At 72.1% G+C, this 20081-nt stretch carries 16 protein-coding genes; 7 read left to right on the top strand and 9 right to left on the bottom strand.

Going from position 1 to position 20081, the window contains the following annotated elements; all coding sequences use genetic code 11:
* Nucleotides 1-76: 76 nt before the first annotated feature.
* Nucleotides 77-667, top strand: coding sequence for a DUF4190 domain-containing protein (locus AB0J72_RS11035; protein ID WP_363397440.1), 591 nt, complete (start codon nucleotides 77-79; stop codon nucleotides 665-667).
* Between the two features lie 204 nt (nucleotides 668-871).
* On the opposite strand, the gene AB0J72_RS11030 is transcribed toward AB0J72_RS11035, so the two are convergent.
* From AB0J72_RS11030 to AB0J72_RS11015, 4 genes are all read right to left on the bottom strand, one after another.
* Complete coding sequence (locus tag AB0J72_RS11030; protein WP_363397437.1) at nucleotides 872-2173, bottom strand: DUF6350 family protein; 1302 nt, start codon at nucleotides 2171-2173, stop codon at nucleotides 872-874.
* Nucleotides 2174-2235: 62 nt separating this feature from the next.
* The gene (sucD, locus tag AB0J72_RS11025) at nucleotides 2236-3123 is read right to left on the bottom strand and encodes a succinate--CoA ligase subunit alpha (RefSeq protein WP_344501770.1); all 888 of its coding nucleotides are present in this window, start codon (nucleotides 3121-3123) and stop codon (nucleotides 2236-2238) included.
* Nucleotides 3124-3128: 5 nt separating this feature from the next.
* A complete protein-coding gene (gene sucC / locus AB0J72_RS11020) occupies nucleotides 3129-4304 on the bottom strand; it encodes an ADP-forming succinate--CoA ligase subunit beta (RefSeq protein ID WP_363397434.1) in 1176 nt (391 codons plus the stop codon).
* Between the two features lie 351 nt (nucleotides 4305-4655).
* A complete protein-coding gene (locus AB0J72_RS11015; RefSeq protein ID WP_344501772.1) occupies nucleotides 4656-5060 on the bottom strand; it encodes a cobalamin B12-binding domain-containing protein in 405 nt (134 codons plus the stop codon).
* Nucleotides 5061-5320: 260 nt separating this feature from the next.
* On the opposite strand from AB0J72_RS11015, the gene AB0J72_RS11010 reads away from it, so the two are divergent.
* Nucleotides 5321-6007 (top strand): M23 family metallopeptidase, encoded by a 687-nt coding sequence (locus AB0J72_RS11010; RefSeq protein WP_363397431.1) that lies wholly within the window; start codon nucleotides 5321-5323, stop codon nucleotides 6005-6007.
* Between the two features lie 1283 nt (nucleotides 6008-7290).
* On the opposite strand, the gene pcrA is transcribed toward AB0J72_RS11010, so the two are convergent.
* Complete coding sequence (pcrA, locus tag AB0J72_RS11005; RefSeq protein WP_344501774.1) at nucleotides 7291-9702, bottom strand: DNA helicase PcrA; 2412 nt, start codon at nucleotides 9700-9702, stop codon at nucleotides 7291-7293.
* Between the two features lie 151 nt (nucleotides 9703-9853).
* Between pcrA and AB0J72_RS11000 the strand changes: the two genes are divergently transcribed.
* On the top strand, nucleotides 9854-10228 hold the full coding sequence (locus tag AB0J72_RS11000; RefSeq protein WP_360558118.1) for a chorismate mutase: 375 nt from the start codon (nucleotides 9854-9856) through the stop codon (nucleotides 10226-10228).
* A 203-nt stretch (nucleotides 10229-10431) separates the two neighbouring features.
* Nucleotides 10432-11148 carry a PIG-L deacetylase family protein gene (locus AB0J72_RS10995; RefSeq protein WP_363397427.1) on the top strand — a complete coding sequence of 239 codons (717 nt, stop codon included), beginning with the start codon at nucleotides 10432-10434 and terminating at the stop codon, nucleotides 11146-11148.
* Between the two features lie 84 nt (nucleotides 11149-11232).
* Here AB0J72_RS10995 and AB0J72_RS10990 read toward each other — a convergent pair whose 3' ends face one another.
* The 3 genes from AB0J72_RS10990 to AB0J72_RS10980 form a co-directional block, all read right to left on the bottom strand.
* Nucleotides 11233-12339, bottom strand: a complete 1107-nt coding sequence (locus AB0J72_RS10990; protein WP_363397424.1) for a thioester domain-containing protein — start codon at nucleotides 12337-12339, stop codon at nucleotides 11233-11235.
* A 132-nt stretch (nucleotides 12340-12471) separates the two neighbouring features.
* Nucleotides 12472-13125: a response regulator transcription factor gene (locus AB0J72_RS10985; RefSeq protein ID WP_344501777.1), complete on the bottom strand. Its 654-nt coding sequence runs from the start codon at nucleotides 13123-13125 to the stop codon at nucleotides 12472-12474.
* On the bottom strand, nucleotides 13125-14351 hold the full coding sequence (locus AB0J72_RS10980; RefSeq protein WP_363397421.1) for a PspC domain-containing protein: 1227 nt from the start codon (nucleotides 14349-14351) through the stop codon (nucleotides 13125-13127). Before AB0J72_RS10980 ends, AB0J72_RS10985 begins: the two co-directional genes overlap by 1 nt.
* 239 nt (nucleotides 14352-14590) lie before the next feature.
* On the opposite strand from AB0J72_RS10980, the gene AB0J72_RS10975 reads away from it, so the two are divergent.
* From AB0J72_RS10975 to AB0J72_RS10965, 3 genes are all read left to right on the top strand, one after another.
* Complete coding sequence (locus tag AB0J72_RS10975) at nucleotides 14591-16696, top strand: PspC domain-containing protein (RefSeq protein WP_363397418.1); 2106 nt, start codon at nucleotides 14591-14593, stop codon at nucleotides 16694-16696.
* On the top strand, nucleotides 16693-16962 hold the full coding sequence (locus tag AB0J72_RS10970; RefSeq protein ID WP_363397415.1) for a hypothetical protein: 270 nt from the start codon (nucleotides 16693-16695) through the stop codon (nucleotides 16960-16962). The genes AB0J72_RS10975 and AB0J72_RS10970 overlap by 4 nt, the downstream gene beginning before the upstream one ends.
* Before the next feature lie 81 nt (nucleotides 16963-17043).
* Nucleotides 17044-18312, top strand: coding sequence for a phosphatidylserine decarboxylase (locus tag AB0J72_RS10965; protein WP_363397412.1), 1269 nt, complete (start codon nucleotides 17044-17046; stop codon nucleotides 18310-18312).
* A gap of 788 nt (nucleotides 18313-19100) precedes the next feature.
* Here AB0J72_RS10965 and AB0J72_RS10960 read toward each other — a convergent pair.
* The gene (locus tag AB0J72_RS10960; RefSeq protein WP_363397612.1) at nucleotides 19101-20060 is read right to left on the bottom strand and encodes a CDP-alcohol phosphatidyltransferase family protein; all 960 of its coding nucleotides are present in this window, start codon (nucleotides 20058-20060) and stop codon (nucleotides 19101-19103) included.
* Between the last annotated feature and the right edge of the window lie 21 nt (nucleotides 20061-20081).

The raw sequence follows: 20081 nt of genomic DNA, 5'->3' as shown, positions 1-20081 counted from the left end.
AGTTCCGTATCACCCTCGGGACTAACCTGATGCGAACACGGAGCAACAGACGTCCCCAGCCTTAGGAGCCACCGCAATGGGCTACCCACCACAGGGCCAGGATCCGTACGGGCAGCAGCAGCCGTACCAGGACCCCTACGGTCAGCAGCCGCAGTACGGCCAGCCGCAGTACGGGCAGCCGCAGCAGCCGGACCCCTACGCCCAGCCGCAGCAGCCCGCGTACCAGGACCCCTACGCGCAGCCGCAGCAGCCGGCCTACCAGGACCCGTACGCGCAGCAGCCGCCGGTGTCCGGCACGCCGTACCCGACGTCGGGCGGTGGCTACCCCACCTCCGGCGGCGCGTACCCGCCGGCCGGCTACGGCACCCCCGGCTACCAGCAGCCCGGCTACGGGCAGCAGCAGCCGCAGAACACGCTCGGCCTCGTCTCGATGATCCTCGGCATCGTGTCGATCCCGTTCGCCTGCTGCTACATCGGCCTCCTGCTCGGCGCCGCGGCGATCGTGCTCGGCTACCTCGGCCAGCAGAAGGTCAAGCAGGGCCTGGCCAACAACGGCGGCATGGCCCTCACCGGCATCATCACCGGCGCCGTCGGCGTCGTCATCGAGATCGCCATCTGGGTGCTGTACTTCGCGGGCGCGGCGAGCGGCTGGTTCTACACCTACTAGCCCACCCCCTGCGCACGACGCAATCGCCCGGTCCGCTGTCCGCAGCGACCGGGCTGTTTGCGTTTTTTCATCTTGTACCGGTAGCGCGACGCCCGACTCACGACGCTTCGCCGAATGGGCGGCCTGGACCTGCCGGCCGGTGCTGCTGATCCACGTGCCGTGCGGTCGGCGGCAGCTCGTACCGGCGACGGCAACCGGAAACGGTCAGGGGCTGCCGTGCCGGACCCGCAGCGCGATCTTCGTGGCGGCTGTGGCGAGGACTGTGCCGATCGTCACCATCAGCATCGCGACGAACGCCACCTCCCCCGCCCGCGGGCCGACCACCTCCAGCCCGCCGGCGCCGACCGACCCGCTCGCCGCGACGGACATCAGCCCGAGCAGCACCCCCGCGACCGGTCCGGCGAGCGCCGCCGCGCCGAGCAGCGGCAGCCAGCCCCGCCCGGCGTCGCTGCGCAGCGACCGGCGGGCCAGCAGCCAGCCCGCCACCAGCGCCGCGGCGAGGGGCAGGCCGAGCAGCAGCGGCGCCCAGCCGGTCGCGGGCGTGGACGGCAGCCCGGCGAGCAGCGGCACCGCGGGCAGCCGGCCCATCGACACCTCGGCGGCGCTGATCGTCGTCTCCGCGCCGATGTTGAACCCGGGGCCGACGAGGTAGCTGGCGCTCCACGCCGCGACGTCCGGGACGTAGAAGCCGCACAGGACGACGAGCCCGACCTGCCCCGCCACGCCGGTGTGGTAGTCGTCGATGATCTGGCCGGCGTCGCTCGCGCTGACCGCGATCGCCATCCCCGCGACCGCCGCGCCCGCGCCGAGGATCAGCAGCGCCGCGACGGCACCTGTGCGGGTCGCGTCGCGCAGCACGCCCGGCAGCCGGCCGGCAAGCCGGGCGATCGCGCGGGCCTCGACAAACGCGCCGAGCCCGCCCGCCACCAGCCCGAACCCGGCGAACGTGAACCCGGCGCCGACGACTGAGACGTCCACGCCCTTGTGACCGGCGACGATCGCGACGATGGCGCCGAGCAGGCCGTACACGACGGCGATGCACCCGGCGGCGCGCGCGGCGGGCAAGGGGCTCCACGCACCGCCGGGCTGGCGGGCCCGGGCACCGACGGCGCGGGCGGTGTGCACGCCGGCCCGGTACACGCGCCAGACGGCGACGGCGGTCAACCCGAGCGGCGCCAGGGAGAGCGGGCCGATCCCGGTGTCCAGCGCGACCCAGTGGGCGAGCAGCCAGCCGGCCGCGCCGACGCGCAGGATCTGCATCAGGGGGGCGCCGGAGCTGTCCACGGCGTGCAGGAGCCACACCACGACGAGCGTCGGCACGAGCGTCACCACCGCCGCCCACAGCGTGGTGACGGTGGCGGCGAGGATCAGTGGGGCGCGCCGGGCAGGACGCCGTCCCGGGGGCCGGCCCCGGGTGGAGCGCCGCTGGATCGGCAGGCGGACGGTCTCCCGATCGGCCAGCCGGGTCTGCGCCCCTTCGTCTGGTTCCTCTGGGGTGGTGGGCATCGCTCTTACTCTGTCAAAGACAGGACGGCCGGTCACTCACCCCGGCCGTCCCGAATTTGCTTTTACAGTGCCTTGACGAGGTCCCGCATCAGGTTGGCGGTCTCGGTGGGGGTCTTGCCGACACGGACGCCGGCGGCCTCCAGGGCGAGCTTCTTGGCGTCGGCGGTGCCCGCCGAGCCGGAGATGATCGCGCCGGCGTGGCCCATGGTCTTGCCGGGCGGCGCGGTGAAGCCGGCGATGTAGCCGACGACCGGCTTGCGCACGTTGGCCTTGATGAAGTCGGCCGCGCGCTCCTCGGCGTCGCCGCCGATCTCGCCGATCATGACGATCGCCGCGGTCTCCGGGTCGGCCTCGAACGCGGCGAGCGCGTCGATGTGCGTGGTGCCGATGACCGGGTCGCCGCCGATGCCGATGCACGTCGAGAAGCCGATGTCGCGCAGCTCGTACATCATCTGGTAGGTCAGCGTGCCCGACTTGCTCACCAGGCCGATCTTGCCGGGGCCGGTGATGTCGGCGGGGATGATGCCCGCGTTGGACTTGCCGGGGCTGGCGATGCCGGGGCAGTTCGGCCCGATGACGCGGGTCTTGCTGCCGCTGGACTGCAGGTGCGCCCAGAAGTTCGCGGTGTCGTGCACCGGCACGCCCTCGGTGATCACCACGGCGAGCGGGATCTGCGCGTCGATCGCCTCGAGCGTCGCGGACTTGGTGCCCGCCGGCGGGACGAAGATGACGCTCGTGTCGGCGCCCGTCTGCTCGATCGCCTCGGCGACGCTGGCGAAGACCGGCAGCTTCGTGCCGTCGAAGTCGACCTGCGTGCCGGCCTTGCGCGGGTTGACGCCGCCGACCACGTTCGTGCCCGCGGCGAGCATCCGCCGGGTGTGCTTGGAGCCCTCGGCACCGGTCATGCCCTGGACGATGACCTTGCTGGACTCGGTCAGCCATACCGCCATGGTCGTTACACCCCACTCGCTGCGAGCTCGGCGGCGCGGCGGGCCGCCCCGTCCATCGTGTCGACCCGCTCGATCAGCGGGTTGGCGGCGTCGTCGAGGATCCGGCGACCCTCTTCGGCGTTGTTGCCGTCGAGGCGGACCACGAGCGGCTTCGACACCGTCTCGCCGCGGTCCGTGAGCAGCTGCAGGGCCTGCACGATGCCGTTGGCGACCGCGTCGCAGGCGGTGATGCCGCCGAAGACGTTGACGAACACGCTCTTCACGTCCGGGTCGCCGAGCACGATCTCGAGACCGTCGGCCATGACCTGGGCGCTGGCGCCGCCGCCGATGTCGAGGAAGTTGGCGGGCTTGCTGCCGAGGCCCTCGCCGGCGTACGCGACGACGTCGAGCGTCGACATGACCAGGCCCGCGCCGTTGCCGATGATGCCGACGTTGCCGTCGAGCTTCACGTAGTTGAGGTTCTTGGCCTTGGCCGCCTGCTCGAGCGGGTCAGCGGCGGCCTTGTCCTCGAGCGCCTCGTGGTCCGCGTGGCGGAAGCCCGCGTTCTCGTCGAGGGTCACCTTCGCGTCGAGGCACAGCACCGTGCCGTCGGTGGTCTTCGCGAGCGGGTTGACCTCGACCAGCGTGGCGTCCTCGGCGATGAACGCCTGCCACAGCTTGACCGCGATCGCCACGACCTGGTCGACGACCTCGGCGGGGAACTTCGCCTGCTCGACGATCGCGCGGGCGGTGGCCTCGTCGACGCCCTTGACCGCGTCGATCGCGACCTTGGCGACCTTCTCCGGCGCGTCGTGCGCGACGGTCTCGATCTCCATGCCGCCGGCGACGCTGGCGATGCACAGGAACGTGCGGTTCGCCCGGTCCAGCAGGTACGAGAAGTAGTACTCCTCGGCGATGTCGGCGGTGGTCGTGACCATCACCTTGTGGACCGTGTGGCCCTTGATGTCCATGCCGAGGATGTTGGTGGCGTGGCTGGTCGCCTCGTCGGCGCCCTCGGCGAGCTTCACGCCGCCGGCCTTGCCGCGACCGCCGACCTTCACCTGGGCTTTGATGACAACCCGGCCGCCGAGTTCCTCGGCGATCGCACGGGCCTCTTCAGGGGTCTCGGCGACGCCGCCGCCGAGCACAGGCAACCCGTGCTTGGCGAAGAGGGCGCGCCCCTGGTACTCGTACAGGTCCACAGTGGTCCCGTTCCGTCAACCGTGCCGCCTGCCCCATCGCGAGGACGGCTCAACGCTCGCAGCCTAACCAGGTCTGAACAGGCTGCGACTTGGCGGGTGCGGGGTGTGCCCGATTCCACAGCCGCTCCCTCTTTAGAGGGACGCCGCCGGGCGCGCGTAACCGGGCCCGGCGGCCGTCGTTGAGTGCAGTGTCGGCCCGCCTGCAGGGGTAGGGCCGGCACCAAAAACGGCCGATGCCCTGTCGGTCGAGGGGTGGCGGCGGGGCATCGTGCGATAGAGAGGCCGGACGTGTGAGGGGTGCGTCCGGCCTCTCCCCCTTTTTCCGCACCATTTCCGATTGAATGCCGTCAATCAGGCATGCGCCGGTGCGATGTGCTCGCGAGCCCATTCCACGATCGACTGCGTGGTCGCCCCCGGCGTGAAGATCTTCCTGACGCCGAGCCGCTCCAGCTCCGGCAGGTCGTCGTCGGGAATGATGCCGCCGCCGAACACGAGGATGTCGTCGGCGCCGCGCTCGGCGAGCAGCTCGATGACCTTCCGGAACAGGGTCATGTGCGCCCCCGACAGGACCGACAGGCCGACCGCGTCGGCGTCCTCCTGGATGGCGGTCTCCACGATCTGCTCCGGCGTCTGGTGCAGGCCCGTGTAGATGACCTCCATCCCGGCGTCCCGGAGTGCCCGGGCGACGATCTTGACGCCTCGGTCGTGCCCGTCCAGGCCGGGCTTGGCGATGACGACGCGGGTCCGCGCGCTCATCCTCACGGTCCTTCCCGTTGGAGGCACCGCTCCGTTGCGGCGCACGCCTGGCCCGAAGGTACCGCATGGAGCGCCCGCAACGACCTTGCGGACCCCGGGTTACGCACAACCAACCGCCCGGGCACTCATTGACCTAAGGGCCTGTCGTGGCTTGTGGCGCGTATTCCGTATTGGCTACGGTGGCCTGCGGTTCAGCCATTGCCTTCGAATGACGTCTCCGTCATTTCCGTCTTTTTCCAGAATTGCGGGGGTGTGCGTATATGGACGATGCCCAGGCGCCTTACGCGTACCGCGGCCACCACCGCGCCCAGTCGGCGCACACCCGCTACGCGGCCGTGCTCACCACCGCCGTCGTGGGCGCCGGCATCGTGGCGCTCGGCGTGTCCACCGCCCTCCCGGAGCCGCGCAACGACCTCTCCCTGGAGGCGAGCGGCAACTTCGACGACGTCAGCATGCGGGGCGCCGTCTCCGACGACCGCGCCAGCCGCTCCCGCACCAGCACCCCCATGTCGACCGTGAACATGCCGGCCCCCGACGTGTGGATCCTGCCCATCCAGCGGTACACGCTGACCTCGTTCTACGGCGAGCGCTGGGGCCGCCTCCACCCCGGCGTCGACCTGGGCGCCCCGCAGGGCACCCCCTTCAACGCCGTCGCCGCCGGCAAGGTCGTCCTCTGCCGCTGGAACGGCGGCTACGGCTACAACGTCATGATCGACCACGGCGACGGCATCGTCACCGTGTACGGCCACGCCTCCAAGCTCCTGTGCAAGGAAGGCCAGCTCGTGCGGGCCGGCGACAGGATCGCCCTCACCGGCAACACCGGCCACTCGTTCGGCGCCCACCTGCACTTCGAGGTCCGCGAGCACGACAAGCCGGTCGAGCCGCTCGCCTTCATGCGCAAACACGGCGTCGACATCCAGAAGCACACCGAAGACATCTACGGCTGAAGCAGTAACTCATACGCGCCGCATCCGGTGGCCGGCCACCCCGGACACCCAGCACGCGATGTCGATCACGGCGGCGTTGATCCACAGACGGATCTGGCTGTCCAGACGACCAGAATCCAGAATCGTCATTCGATCACGGGGAACGGCGACACGGTCCGCCCCGCCGACGGAGCGCCGACCCGCCACCACTCGACACCCTCCACAGACGTTGGTCAATGCCCAGCTTTGCGGCTTTTGCGCATCGACGCTGCGCGATCTGCCGTCAATTCAGAGATCAACATGTGGGCGGATCGCGCAACGTCGATCTCCCAAGGGGGGCATTCCGGGGCATTGACCAACGTCTGCGCGCGGCCGGCCTGTCGGTGGCCGCCCGTGCCGCGCCTGTGAAGTGGCGACACCACTGCCGCTAGGCCCCAGAACAAGGATCGCCGACGACCGCCTCCCGCAGGCGAGGACAGCCGGGACTGATCACCTGATCGAACGGTGCGGCCATGGGACCGAGCCGGGCCGAACCAACCAAGAGGTCAGGCCACCAGGGGCAGAGCCAGACCGGCCGAGAGACAGGTCAAGCCAGAGACAGAGCTGGCCCAAGTCAGCGCCAGCCCAGACCGGACCCGAGCCGAACCCGACCGGGGCCGCGGCAACCCGGGGCGGACCTGGGCCGAGCCGAACCTCAGCCGACCCGAGCCGAACCCGAGCCGGATCCGGGCCGAGGCCGGGAAGAACCGAACCCGAGACCGACCGGAGCCGAGGTGAACCGAGGCCGAGCCGCACCCCCAGCCGAACGGAGCCGGACTCCAGCCGAGCCGAGCCAGACCCGAGCCGGGGCCGAGCCGCACCCCAGCCGAACCGAGCCGGACCCGAGGCGGGGCCGGGCCAGACCCGAGCCGGGGCCGAGCCGCACCCCAGCCGAACCCAGCCGGACTCCAGTCGAGCCGAGCCAGACCCGAGCCGGGGCCGAGCCACACCCCAGCCGAACCCAGCCGGACTCCAGTCGAGCCGAGCCAGACCCGAGGCGGGGCCGGGCCGGGCCCGAGCAGAACCGGACCCGAGACCGACCGGAGCCGGGCCAGACCAAGGCCGAGCCGGACTCCAGTCGAGCCGGGACGGACCCGAGCCGGGGCCAAGGCCCGGGCGAACCGAGCCCGAGGCGGACCCGAGCCGAACCGGGGCCGGCGGGGGCTGAGGCCGGCTGGGGCAGAGGCGGACCGAACCCGAGGCGGACCGGGCCGCAGCTGGGCCGGGCTGAGTCGTGGGGGCTTCCAGAGGCGTGCGGGGAGGGGTCAGAGTTTGTCGATGGGGGCGTGGCGCAGGACGATCCACATGACCTGGTCGCCGAAGTCGACCTGGGCCTGGGTGCGGGGGCCGGTGCCTTCGACGGCGAGGACGCGGCCGAGGCCGTAGCGCTGGTGGTTGACGCGGTCGCCGACGGTCAGGGACGGGATGTCGCGGGATAGCTCGCTGGCGGTGGATAGCTTGGAGGCGTCCAGGCCGAGCTTGGCGGCGAGCTGGGCGGCCTTCGGGGTGCCGCCGACGAAGGAGGACGTGCGGGACTGGGCGGGGCCGGTGTTGCGGCCGCCGTGGCCGCCGCCGCCGGACCAGCTGGTGTACGCGGCGTCGGTGCGCTCCCAGCGGACCAGCTCGGGTGGGAGCTCCTCCAGGAAGCGGGACGGCGGGTTGTAGGCGGGCTGGCCCCAGGCGGAGCGGGTGACGGCGCGGGAGATGTAGAGGCGCTGGCGGGCCCGGGTGATGCCGACATACGCCAGGCGGCGCTCCTCCTCCAGCTCCTTGCGGTCGCTCATGGAGCGCTGGTGGGGGAAGACGCTGTCCTCGAGGCCGGTGAGGAAGACCACGGGGAACTCGAGGCCCTTGGCGGTGTGCAGGGTCATGAGGGTGACGACGCCGGTGTGGTCGGGGTCGTCGTCGGGAATCTGGTCGGCGTCGGCGACGAGGGAGACCTGCTCCAGGAAGCCGGCGACGGTCGCGGGCGGGGCCGCGGTGGCGTCGCCCTGCTCGGCGGCGACGGCGATGGTGGCCTCGGCGCGCTCGGTGTATTCGCGGGCGACGCTGACGAGCTCCTGCAGGTTCTCGACGCGGCCGGCCTCCTGCGGGTCGGTGCTCTCCTCCAGCTCGCCGAGGTAGCCGGAGCGCTCGATGGCGGCCTCGAGCACCTCTTCGGGCAGCGCGGTCTCGGCGAGGGTGCGCAGCTCGTCCAGCAGCGCGACGAAGTCGCCGATGGCGTTGACGGCGCGGGTGGAGATGCCGGGGGCCTCCGCGGCGCGGCGCAGGGCGGCGCCGAAGGAGATGCGCTCGCGGGACGCGAGGGCCTCGACGCAGGCCTCGGCCCGGTCGCCGATGCCGCGGCGGGGGGTGTTGAGGACCCGGCGGATGCTGACGGTGTCGTCCTCGTTGACCACGGCGCGCAGGTACGCGAGGGCGTCGCGAACCTCCTTGCGCTCGTAGAACCGGACGCCGCCGACGACCTTGTACGGCAGGCCGAAGCGGATGAACATCTCCTCGAACACGCGGGACTGCGCGTTGGTGCGGTAGAAGACGGCGACGTCGGCGGGGCGGACGCCGGCGTTGTCGGAGAGCCGGTCGATCTCGCGGGCGACCCAGTCGGCCTCGGCGTGCTCGGTGTCGGCGACATAGCCGACGATCTGCTCGCCGGCGCCCTGGTCGCTCCACAGGCGCTTGGGCTTGCGCTCCGTGTTGCGCCCGATGACGGCGTTGGCGGCGGACAGGATCGTCTGGGTGGAGCGGTAGTTCTGCTCCAGGAGGATCGTGCGGGCGTTGGGATAGTCGCGCTCGAACTCGAGGATGTTGCGGATCGTGGCGCCGCGGAACGCGTAGATCGACTGGTCGGCGTCGCCGACGACGCACAGCTCGCCGGTGCTGCCGACGAGCTCCTTCACCAGCATGTACTGCGCCTGGTTGGTGTCCTGGTATTCGTCGACGAGCACGTGGCGGAAGCGGCGGCGATAGGTCTCGGCGACCTCGGGGTGGCTCTGCAGCAGGTGCACCACCCGCATGATCAGGTCGTCGAAGTCGAGGGCGTGGGCCTCGGTGAGCCGCTGCTGATACAGCGTGTACGCCTCGGCGAGGGCGCGCTCGGCCGGCCCGACCGCCCTGGCCGCGAACGTCTCGGGGTCGACCAGCTCGTTCTTGAGATTGGAGACCTGGGCGGCGAGGCCGCGAGCCGGATAGCGCTTCGGGTCGAGGTCGAGCTCGCGGATGACGAGCTGCATGAGCCGGCGCGAGTCGTCGGCGTCATAGATCGAGAACGTCGACTTGAGGCCGGCGTGGCCGTGCTCGGCGCGCAGGATGCGCACGCAGGCGGAGTGGAACGTGGACACCCACATCAGCCGGGCGCGCCCGCCGACGAGGTTGGCGACGCGCTCCTTCATCTCGCCGGCGGCCTTGTTGGTGAACGTGATCGCGATGATCTCGCCGGGGTGCACGTGCCGCGCCGCGAGCAGATAGGCGATCCTGCTGGTCAGCACCTTGGTCTTGCCGGAGCCGGCGCCGGCCACGATGAGCAGCGGGGCGCCCTCGTGGATGACGGCGTCGCGCTGAGGACCGTTGAGCCCCTCGAGCAGCGACTGCGGGTCACGGCCGCGGGACGGCTGGGCCGGGGCGGCGGGAGCGGTCACGCCGGCCGGCTCTGACTGAGGAAGATCGAAGAGAGCATGCATCGCACCGGCGAGTCTATGCCGCACCACTGACAGAAAACCGGCGGAGGACTTCACGTCGCTGAGAAGCGCGTGCCATACTCGGTGACGTGATCGAGCAGGCGCGTCCGTACTTTTTTTACGGCTCCGGGAGTCCGGCAGCCGTAGGTCGCGCCTGAACGCTGATACCTACCGACGCCCCGGGCTCCCGAGCCCGGGGCGTTCCGCGTTCCCGGGGCGGGGCACCAGAGCCAGAGCTGACAAGGACGAGAGAATGGCCGCCATCACCATGGAACAGCAGCCCGCCGCCGACGAGCACATCGCCGGCCTGCGCAACCGGATCGACGAGATCGACGCGGCGCTGGTCGCGCTCTGGAAGGAGCGGGCCGCGATCTCCCGCGAGGTCGGCGCGACCCGCGTCGCCGCCGGCGGCACGCGTCTGGTGCTGTCGCGCGAGCGGGAGATCCTGGAGCGCTTCTCCGCGGAGCTCGGCGCCGACGGCACCCAGCTGGCCCTGCTCATCCTGCGCGCCGGCCGCGGACCCCTGTAGCCCTCGCACGGACCGCCGAGGTTCGCGTCCTGGCGTTCGCGGCGTGTGTACCGCCGGAGCCGGCCGGACCGGCGGCGAGGCGTGGGCCGGCCGACGCAGTGCGGCGTCGTCGGCCCCGATACGGGCAGACCCACTCGCGCCGCCGACCGCGGACCTTGCGGGTGGTTCGCCGGTACCAGCGAAAAAACGGTAAACAGGAAGCCATGAGCTTCCCGAGATCAGCCACCCCGCTTCAGGACGTGCGGCGGGTCCTGTGCGTGTTCGCCCACCCCGACGACGTCGACTTCGGCTGCGCCGGCACCGTCGCCGGCTGGGTCGACGCCGGACTCGAGGTGGGGTATCTGCTGGTGACGCGCGGCGACGCCGGCGGCTTCGACGACACCCCGCGCGCCATGATGCCGGCGCTGCGGGAGGCGGAGCAGCGCGCGGCGGCCGCGGTCGTCGGGGTGGATCACGTCGAGTTCCTCGACGGCTACCGCGACGGCGTGCTCACGGCGTCGATCGACCTGCGGCGCGACATCACCGCGGCGATCCGCCGGTTCCGCCCCGACCGGGTCCTGACCAACTCGCCGCTGCGGCGCTGGGACCGGATCGCCGGGCCGAGCCACCCCGATCATCTGGCGGCCGGGGAGGCGACGACGTGCGCGGTGTACCCGGACGCGCGCAACCCGTTCACGTTCACGGAGCTCGACCTGCCCGCGTGGACCGTCCGCGAGATCTGGTATTCGGGCGGGCCGGACCCGGACCACCTGGTCGACGTCACCGACACGTACGAGCGGAAGCTCAAGGCACTCAGGGCGCACGTGTCGCAGACGTCGCACCTGGAGGACCTGGACGGCATGCTGCGGGCCCGCCTCGCGGCCACATCGGGGACGCCGGGCCGCCTCGCCGAGGCCTTCTCCGTGTTCCACACCGCCTGAGAAACGCGGCCTGGAGAAGAGCACCGCCTGAAACGCGGCGTGCCCGGCCTTCCGAGGAAGACCGGGCACGCGACGTGACAGGAACTAGGCGGTGAAGCGGACCTGCCGGCGGCGGCGAACCACCAGCAGCAGGGCGACGCCACCCGCGATGAGCAGCGCGCCGGCGGTGATCGCGCCGGTGAGCTTCACACCGGTGACCGGCAGCTCCGGCGGGGCCGGGTTGATGGTGACCGTGGCCTTCGCCTCGAGCTCGGTGCCGGCGACGCCCGCCAGGATCAGCTTCTGCGTCTTGTTCGGCTCCTTGGCGGTGACGAACATCCGGCCGATCGGCACGGAGCCACTGCCCTTGGCGTCGATCGTCACGGTGCCCACGGCGTCGGCGACGACGTAGAACTTGCCGCCGTTCGGCAGGGACGTGACGGCCTTGCCGTCGGCGTCGACGAGCTTGCCGCCGGTGGCCGTGAGGGCAGCCTCGCCACCACCGGAGACGACGGTGAACGGGCCGATCTTCTTGCCGACCACGCCGGCCAGGGTGGCCGGGTTGATCTCGAGCTTCGGCTGCGGGTCGGCGGCCGGGTTCTTCGACGCCTTCACGAGGTACTCGCTGACGGCGACGATGACGGCGTACTGCTCCGGCGTGTTGCCGGTGTTGAAGCCCTCGTTGTTGTCGCGGAGCGCGAAGATGTCACCGTCGGTGATCGTCCAGATGGCGCTCTGCGTGCCGGCGTAGACCAGCTTGGTGAACAGCGTGGCGTCGATGCCGGCCGGCTTGGTGCCCTTCGCTGCCGCGAGGAGCGCGTCGGGGCTGACGGTCGGGTACGCGTGGGTCAGCACCCACTGCACCTGGCCCAGCTCCTCCGCCGTCGGCGAGGAGTTCTTGTTGCTCGCCCACGGCGCCTCGACGTAGTTCGCGTCGGTGATCTCGCGGGCGAAGTCGATGCAGTACGCGATGACGGGCTCGGACGCACCGGCGACCTTCAGGCCGAGACGCGGCGCGGCGGTCTCGTTGCCGTTGGGGTTAGACGAGGTGTCCTTCGAGTTGACGACCTTGATCGCGTGAGCTTTGTCATCGATGAAGACCTGAGTGCCGATGGCGGCATCGGCGTAGGCGGCGCCGGCTCCACTGAGCGCGACGGCACCCCCGACGAACACCGCTGCGGCCAGACCGGCCATACGGGAAATGCGTGACACGGTGACTGGACCACCTTTGACGAGAATCAGGGGGACGCTCGTTTGTAGCGGTCGGAGACCCCTCCTGTCATCTCCTGCGTCACAGCAGCCACACCAGTCACACCGGTTTGTCCGGAAATCCTGGGAAAAAAATCAGACCAGGCGGCGGTCCGCGGCCCAGCGGGACAGCTCGTACCGGTTCGACATCTGCAGCTTGCGGAGCACGTTGGACACGTGCGTCTCGACCGTCTTGATCGAGATGTAGAGCTCCTTGGCGATCTCCTTGTACGCGTACCCACGCGCCAGCAGCCGCAGCACCTCGCGCTCGCGGTTGGTCAGCTGGTCGAGCTCCGGGTCGGCGACCGGCGCGTCGGGGCGCGCGGCGAACGCGTCGAGCACGAAGCCGGCCAGGCGCGGGCTGAAGACGGCGTCGCCGTCGGCGACCCGGCGGATCGCGTCGGCGAGCTCGTCCGGCGAGATGGTCTTGGTGACATACCCCCGCGCGCCGGCCCTGATCAGCCCGATGACGTCCTCGGCGGCGTCGGAGACCGACAGCGCCAGGAACTTCACCTGCGGCCGCGCGCGGCGCATCGCGTCGAGGACGGCCCGGCCGCCGCCGTCGGGCATGTGCACGTCCAGCAGCACCACGTCGGGCTCCAGCGCGCCGATCTTCTGCACCGCCTCCGCGACCCCGCTGGCCTCGCCGATCACGTCGACGTGCACGCCGAGCTCGGCGCGGACCCCCGCCCGGAACATGGCGTGGTCGTCGACCAGGAACACCCGCAGGCGCTGGGTCTCGTCAGTCATCACTTCTCCGTATCGATGGGCAGGCTCAACCGCACCTCGGTGCCGTCGCCCGGTGTGCTGCGGATCTCCGCCTTGCCCCCGTGGCGCCGCATGCGGGCCAGGATCGAGCCTCGCACGCCGTGCCGGTCGGACTCGACGGCGGTGAGCTCGAAGCCGACGCCCCGGTCGCGGACGAACACGCTCACGCAGTCGGGCTCGACCTCCGCGTAGAGCGAGACGGTCTCGACCTTGGCGTGCTTGGCCGCGTTGACCAGGGCCTCGCGGGCGGCGGCGACGATCGCCCCGACCCGCTCGTCGACGTCGACGTCACCGACGACAACGGTCTCGACCGCGATCGCGAACGTGTCCTCGACCTCGGCCGACGTCTCCTCCAGCGCGGCGCTGAACTTCTCCGTCGGCGACGCGGTGGGCTTGTACAGCCAGTTCCGCAGGGTCCGCTCCTGCCCGCGGGCGAGGCGCTGGACCTCCTTCAGGTCGCCGGCGTTGCGCTGGATCAGGGCCAGGGTGTGCAGCACCTGGTCGTGGATCATGGCGGCCAGCTCGGCCCGCTCCTGCTCGCGCACCCGCGCCTCGCGCTCCGTGCTGAGCTGCGTGAACATGCGGTAGAGCAGCGGGGCCAGGGCGAGGCCGACGCCGGCGAGGGCGACCGCGGCGAAGCCGAGGCCGTAGCCGATCGAGGCGAGCGTGGCGCCGGAGATCGGCACCCCCACCACGAACGCGCCGATGATCCCGACGATGACGAGCAGGCCGCCGCCGATGAACCGGACCAGGTAGGACTTGCGGTTGTTGTCCATCACGGCGCCGAGCCAGGGCATCCCGGGCACGGTCGCCGACCAGCGCTCGCGCCGCTTCGGGTCGGCCTGGTGCCAGATGATGCCGGCGCCGAGCGCGATGACGGCGGCCAGCCAGCCGATCACCGCCTGGATGCCGTCGCTGGGGCCGGCCATCAGCACCAGCAGCACCATGCCGACGCCGAGCGCGAGGAACGAGAAGAGCTGGTTGACGTTGCGCCGGCCCGACCGCACGTGCGGCGGCATCGGCAGCACCGCCCAGAACGCCGCGTAGAGCAGCGCGCCGAGCCCGTTGAACGCCGCGAGCAGCACGAACGCCACCCGCACCAGCACCACGGAGGCGCCGAGGTGCGCGGCGATGCCGGCGGCGACGCCCGCGACGACCCGGTCCGCGGGCTCGCGGTAGAGGCGGCGGACGGGCACTGGGCTGGTCATCGGACTCGTTTCGGCTCGCGGTCGCAACTGGGTTCCACCAGATCGTCACACGCCGACCGACGCCCGGACCACTCCGAGCCGCCCCGGAACCGGCAAATCAGGGTGGTGTCAGGGTCGATGCCTGAGGCGCGGAGGGCTCCGGGTCGGCGACGATCGGTGGCATGACGAACCCGCCTGCCGCCGACGAGCCGGCGGCCGCAAGAGCACGTGCAGAAGATCAAGAGCCGGATGGTGTACGAGTGGCGCCCAGCTACGAGGCGGACTACCTGCCCGACGGGTCCGACGACGCCGCCGCCACTGCCGACACTGCCGCCACTGCCGACGCCTCCGACGCCGCCACGTCGCAGGACGCCCCTGCCGCACCCGTCTCTGCCGCGCCTGTCAGTGGGGCGCCGGCCGGGGATGAGCCGGTCAGCGCGGTTCCCGTCAGCGCGGTTCCGGTCAGCGCGTCGCCCGTCAGCGCGTCGCCCGTCAGCGGCGCACCGGTGAGCGGGGCGCCGGCCAGCGCGCCGCCCGCGGCGACGCTCGGGCACGACACGACCCTGGACCACGGCGCCGTGGATGCTGCCTGGGAGGCGGCGACCGTCCCCGCGGAGCCGAAGCTGGACCTGACCAAGGTGGAGCGGGGGGAGCCGGCGTCGGAGGGCTTCGAGCCGCCGTCCGGTGGCTTCGCGCCGGGCGCGCCCGCGGGTGCCGGACCGGCCGGCCCGCCGCCGCCCGGCCCTCCTCCCACCGGCGGCGCCGGTGGGCCCGGTGCGCCTGGTGGTCCCGGCGGTCCTGGTGGTCCCGGTGGTCCCGGTGGTCCCGGTGGTCCTGGGGCGTTCGGAACGGCGGCCGGAGGGGTGCCGCCGTTCGGATTCAGCCGCAGCAACCTCGTGCGGCCGCAGCACGGCCGGTACGTCGCCGGGGTGTGCGCCGCGATCGGCCGGGCCACGAACACCGACCCGACGCTGTGGCGGGTCATCTTCGCCGTGCTCACGCTCGCCGGCGGGGTCAGCATCGTCGCGTACCTGCTGGGCTGGCTCCTGCTGCCCGCCGAGGGCGACACCGGCTCCCCGCTGGAGGCACTGCTCGGCCGGGGCAGGTCGACGACGTCCGCCCCGGTCGCGATCGTGATCGGCGTCGGCGCGGTGCTGGCGTTCCTGCTGGTCATGTCCCGCAACGTCGGCGCGGCCGCGATCGGCCTCGCGGTGGTCATCGGGGTGGTGGCGCTGCTCGTCCGCGGGCAGGGCAACCTGCCGCCCGGACCGCAGCCGGACCAACCGGGCGGCCCGCCGGGGGGCCGGCCCTGGATGCCGCCGGTGCCGCCGACGCCGCCCGGGCCGTTCGTGCCGCAGCCGGGTCCGGCGGCCGCCGCGCCGTTCCCGCCGTCGGTGCCGCCGTTCCAGTCCGCCGGACCGTCGTACACCGGGCGCGGCGGCGGATCCGTCGGCAAGACGCCGGGCGTACACCCGGCGTGGCTGCAACACCAGACCGCCGTGACCCAGCCCGTCCCGGCCGCCACTCCGGCGACGCCGGCACCCGCCCGGCCGTCCGGGCCGCCGGCACCGCCCGTGCTGCCGCCGTTGCCGCCGTTTCCACCGCTGCCGCCGACCGGTTACCGGCCGCCGTTCGCGCCGCACGGGCCGTTCAGCGGGAGCAGCCCGTACGCGGCGTCGCTCGGCTACCCGGCGGGGGCGCCCGCGTCGCCGTACCCGGGACTCGCCCCGCAGCCGCCCAAGCCTCCGAAACCGCCGAAGCCGCGCTCCCGCCTCGGCCGGGTGATCTTCTCGCTGATCTGCCTGTCGCTCGGCGTGCTCGCCGCGCTCGAGGTGACCTCGTTCAACTTCCTGGTCAGCACGTACTTCGCGGTGCCGCTCGCGATCGTCGCGCTCGGCCTGATCGTGGGCGCGTGGTTCGGCCGGGCCCGGCTCATGATCCTGCTCGGCGTGGTGCTGAGCCTCGCCCTCGCCATCTCGACCGCGTCGACGATGGACGGCCCGAGCACGAAGGACGTCGAGAACATCAACATCAGCCCGATGTCCGTCACCGAGCTCGACAGCGACTACCGCACCGACTTCGGCAACATCCACGCCGACCTCCGCCAGGTGGACTTCGCCGGCCAGGACGTCAACATCAGCTTCCGGGTCGGGTACGGCGGCAACATGGAGATCATCCTGCCGAAGAACGTGGACGTGTACGTCGACGTCCGGGTCGAGGGCGGCGACTGCCGCGTCCTGGGGCGCGAGTGCGGCGGGTTCAACCAGACCAACGAGTTCACCGACCTCGGCACCGACGGCGCCGGCGGCGGCAAGCTGCACCTCGACCTCGACCTTCGCTACGGCAACCTGGAGGTGACCCGGTGAAGCCGCACCGCACCGATGGCCTCTCCCTCACGTTCGGCCTGATCTTCCTCGGCATCGTCATCGTCTGGCTCTTCAACCAGGCGGTCTCGGTCAATCTCAACGCCGGCTGGATCGTCGCCGTCGGACTGATCGTCTTCGGCCTGCTGGGGCTGCTCGGGGCGCTGCGCTCCGACAAGTCCGACAAGCCGTCCAGTTCGGTGCCCGCCTCGTCGGCGCCGCCGGCTTCTTCGGCACCTCCCGCGTACGACCCGGACGACGCGGACTAGTCACGGAATATGCTGGGCCGGCGGGGCGCGTTCCCCCGCCGGCCTTTCGTTTGCATTTGTTGCTTGAGGAGCCCTTCAGACATGACCCAATTTCCCGTTGGCGGCGCGTCCGGCGTCTCCCGCCGCCCGATCCAGATCGGTGACCGCGCCGCCCGGGTCCTCGCCTCCGAGCTCGCCCGTCACGGCGGGCCCAAGACCGGCCTCCTGGTCGGCGCCGCGGCCGGCTCCGCCACGCTCGCGGCGGCGATCGACGCGCTGCTGCCCGACGACCGCCTGACCATCGTCGCCACGTCCGGCGCCTCGGCGGCCGCAGGGGCCGTCGCGGCACTCCGGGAGCACGTCGAGCGGCAGGGGCGCTGGGTGTCCGACCGGACCCGCGTCGTCGAGTCGCTCACCGAGGCGGAGCCCGCCGACGTGGTGATCCTGGCCGAGCCCCTCGCGGGCGGCGCCGACGACGCCCGGACCGTCCTCGCCGGCCTGACCAAGCTCGTCACCACCGGCGGCGTCCTCACGGTCGTCGTCCCGGCGACCCGCCTGCCGAGCGGCGCCGCCGACGAGGTGGAGCGCCAGGCCGCGCTGTACGGCGTGGGCAGCGACCTCGTCCTGCGCAACGTGCCGCCGGTCCGCGTGCACCGCCTCCGGCACACCCCGGCCCACCACGCCGCGGCGCACAACCTGCTGCCGGCGCTGCGCCCCTCCAGCGTCCCCCTTACCCGGGGCATGCACATCGACTCCAACGGCGTCGCCGCCGCCGGCATCGCGCTCGGCCTCGCCGCCCTGGCCAAGGCCGCCCGGCCGAAGTCGAAGCTGTGGCTGGTCCCGGCCCTGGCCGCCGCGCCCGTCGCCGCGTTCTTCCGCGACCCTCAGCGCGACGTCCCCGAGGACGCGAGCGCCGTGGTCGCCGCCAGCGACGGCAAGGTCCTCGGCGTCGAGCGCCTGCACGACAAGCGCTTCGGCGACATCGAGTTCCTCCGCATCGCGGTCTTCCTCTCCGTCCTCGACGTCCACGTCAACCGTGCCCCGGTCGCGGGCAAGGTCGTCGACTACTTCGTCGAGGACGGCGGCTACGCGGCCGCGATGAAGCCGGAGGCCGAGCACAACGTCGCGGCGTACACGCTGCTGGAGACCGCCCACGGCCCCGTCGCCGTCGTCCAGCGCACGGGCCTGATCGCCCGCCGCATCGTGCAGCGCGCCCCGGTCGGCTCCCTGCTCGCCAAGGGCGAGCGCTTCGGCCTGATCCGCTTCGGCTCCCGCACCGACGTCTACCTGCCCGCCGACAAGGCCACCCCCGCGGTCGCCCCCGGCGACCGGGTCGTCGGCGGCTCGACGGTCATCGCCACCTGGCTCTGATCCCGTCCTCCCCGGGGCCCGGTGGAGCTTCACACTCCACCGGCCCCCGGCGCGGCCAGCACTCCGACCCACTCAACAAACGTTGGTCAATGCCCGGCTTTGCGGCCATTGCGCATCGAGGCTGCGTGATCCACCCCCGGTTTGATCTCTGAAACGTGGGTGGATCGCGCAACGTCTATCCATGCGGCACCGGGCGCGGCGTTAGCCGAGGGGCAGCGAAGCACCCCGCGCACAGCGATGGCCGCGCATTCGCCCACCTCCCGGCAGACCTGCACCCAGCACTCCACACCACCCCGACAGGCATTGGCCAATGCCCGGGTTTGCAGCCTGTGCGCCATCGGGGCTGCGCGATCCCCCAAAGTTGATCTCTAAACGTGGGTGGATCGCGCAACATCTATCCGCGCAGCGCTTGAGTCGAGGGGCAGCGAAGCGCCCTGCGCACGGCGGCGGCCAAGCGTTCACCCACCTCCGGCAGACCTTGCGATCAGCTCCCCGCGTCCGGCGGCGGCCACGCGCTCACCCACCTCCGGCAGACCTTGCGATCAGCTCCCCGCGTCCGGCGGCGGCCACGCGCTCGCCTACCTTCCGGCAGACCTGCGCCCAGCGCTCCGCACTCCCCCGGGCAGACGTTGGTCAATGCCCGGCTTCGCGGCCTTTGCGTCATAGGTGCCGCATCGTCCACCCTCAAATCCGTCCGGGGCGGGGCGGCCGCAGCATTAGGGCAAGGGGAAAGCGAAGCGCCCCGCGTCCGGGGAGCCGGAGGCGGGGCGCTGCGAGGTGCGGGAAGGTCAGGCGGCGGCGTGGCGACGCTGGCGGAGCCAGAGGATCGGGCCGCTCACCAGGTACGCCAGAACCACGGCGACGAACGTCAGGCGGAAGTCCACCAGGGCACCGACCACCGGCAGGGCGAAGAGCCACGGCGGGAGCTTCGCCAGGCGGGCGAGCTTCGCGTACGGGAAGCTGGACACCATCGCCAGGCCGAGCAGCGCGACGCCGGCCACGCGGAGCGCCGGGGGCATCTCCGGGGCGATCAGCGTGGCGAGGGCGAGCACCGCCGCGCACATGGTGGTCGGCACGCCGCAGAAGAAGCGGCCGTCCTTCGGGGAGACGTTGAAGCGGGCCAGGCGGATCGCGGCGCAGGCGGCCACGAGGGCGCAGGCGGGCATGAGGGCCGCGGCCGGGGCCGAGTCGCTCAGCCAGGCGTAGACGACGACGGGCGCGGCCAGGCCGAAGGAGCACATGTCGGCGAGGGAGTCCATCTGCGCGCCGAACGGGCTGGCGACGCCGAGGCGGCGGGCCAGGAAGCCGTCCAGGCCGTCGAAGACGACGCAGGCGATCAGCAGGGTGGCGGCGATGCGGACGTCGCCGTGGTTCACGGCGACGAAGATCGCGCACAGGCCCAGCAGGAGGCTGCTGATGGTGCAGGCGTTGGCCAGGGCGAAGCGGATGCGCCGGCCGACGGTGCGCTCGCCCGGCAGCAGCGGGATGCTGAAGCTCGAGGCCTCTTCGGCGCCCAGGGAGACCGACGGGACGGCGGGGCTGACCGGCGCGACAGACACCACGTCTCGTGACAGTCCGTCACGGCGGCGCATACGCAGGCGCGGGAGCCGGACCCTGCCCTCGCGGGTTTCGGTCTCGGCGGGCGGCGGCATGAGCAGCGAGGTCGCGCCGGCGACGTTGCCGTCACCGCGACGACCGACCCGCCCGGCGAAGAGCACCTGGCGGGCGAGCGAACCGCTGCGTCGCAGCCGGCCCGCCCACTGTCTGCT

The sequence above is a fragment of the Dactylosporangium sp. NPDC049742 genome (genome assembly GCF_040674675.1).
Taxonomy (GTDB): domain Bacteria; phylum Actinomycetota; class Actinomycetes; order Mycobacteriales; family Micromonosporaceae; genus Dactylosporangium; species Dactylosporangium maewongense.
This window is presented reverse-complemented; position numbering and strand designations above follow the sequence as displayed.

Bases quoted from the DNA above. Each gene is read 5' to 3' on its own strand.
- AB0J72_RS11035 (WP_363397440.1), top strand. From the start codon at position 77: ATGGGCTACCCACCACAGGGCCAGGATCCGTACGGGCAGCAGCAGCCG.
- AB0J72_RS11030 (WP_363397437.1), bottom strand. From the start codon at position 2,173: ATGCCCACCACCCCAGAGGAACCAGACGAAGGGGCGCAGACCCGGCTG.
- sucD (WP_344501770.1), bottom strand. From the start codon at position 3,123: ATGGCGGTATGGCTGACCGAGTCCAGCAAGGTCATCGTCCAGGGCATG.
- AB0J72_RS11015 (WP_344501772.1), bottom strand. From the start codon at position 5,060: ATGAGCGCGCGGACCCGCGTCGTCATCGCCAAGCCCGGCCTGGACGGG.
- AB0J72_RS11010 (WP_363397431.1), top strand. From the start codon at position 5,321: ATGGACGATGCCCAGGCGCCTTACGCGTACCGCGGCCACCACCGCGCC.
- pcrA (WP_344501774.1), bottom strand. From the start codon at position 9,702: ATGCATGCTCTCTTCGATCTTCCTCAGTCAGAGCCGGCCGGCGTGACC.
- AB0J72_RS10995 (WP_363397427.1), top strand. From the start codon at position 10,432: ATGAGCTTCCCGAGATCAGCCACCCCGCTTCAGGACGTGCGGCGGGTC.
- AB0J72_RS10985 (WP_344501777.1), bottom strand. From the start codon at position 13,125: ATGACTGACGAGACCCAGCGCCTGCGGGTGTTCCTGGTCGACGACCAC.
- AB0J72_RS10980 (WP_363397421.1), bottom strand. From the start codon at position 14,351: ATGACCAGCCCAGTGCCCGTCCGCCGCCTCTACCGCGAGCCCGCGGAC.
- AB0J72_RS10965 (WP_363397412.1), top strand. From the start codon at position 17,044: ATGACCCAATTTCCCGTTGGCGGCGCGTCCGGCGTCTCCCGCCGCCCG.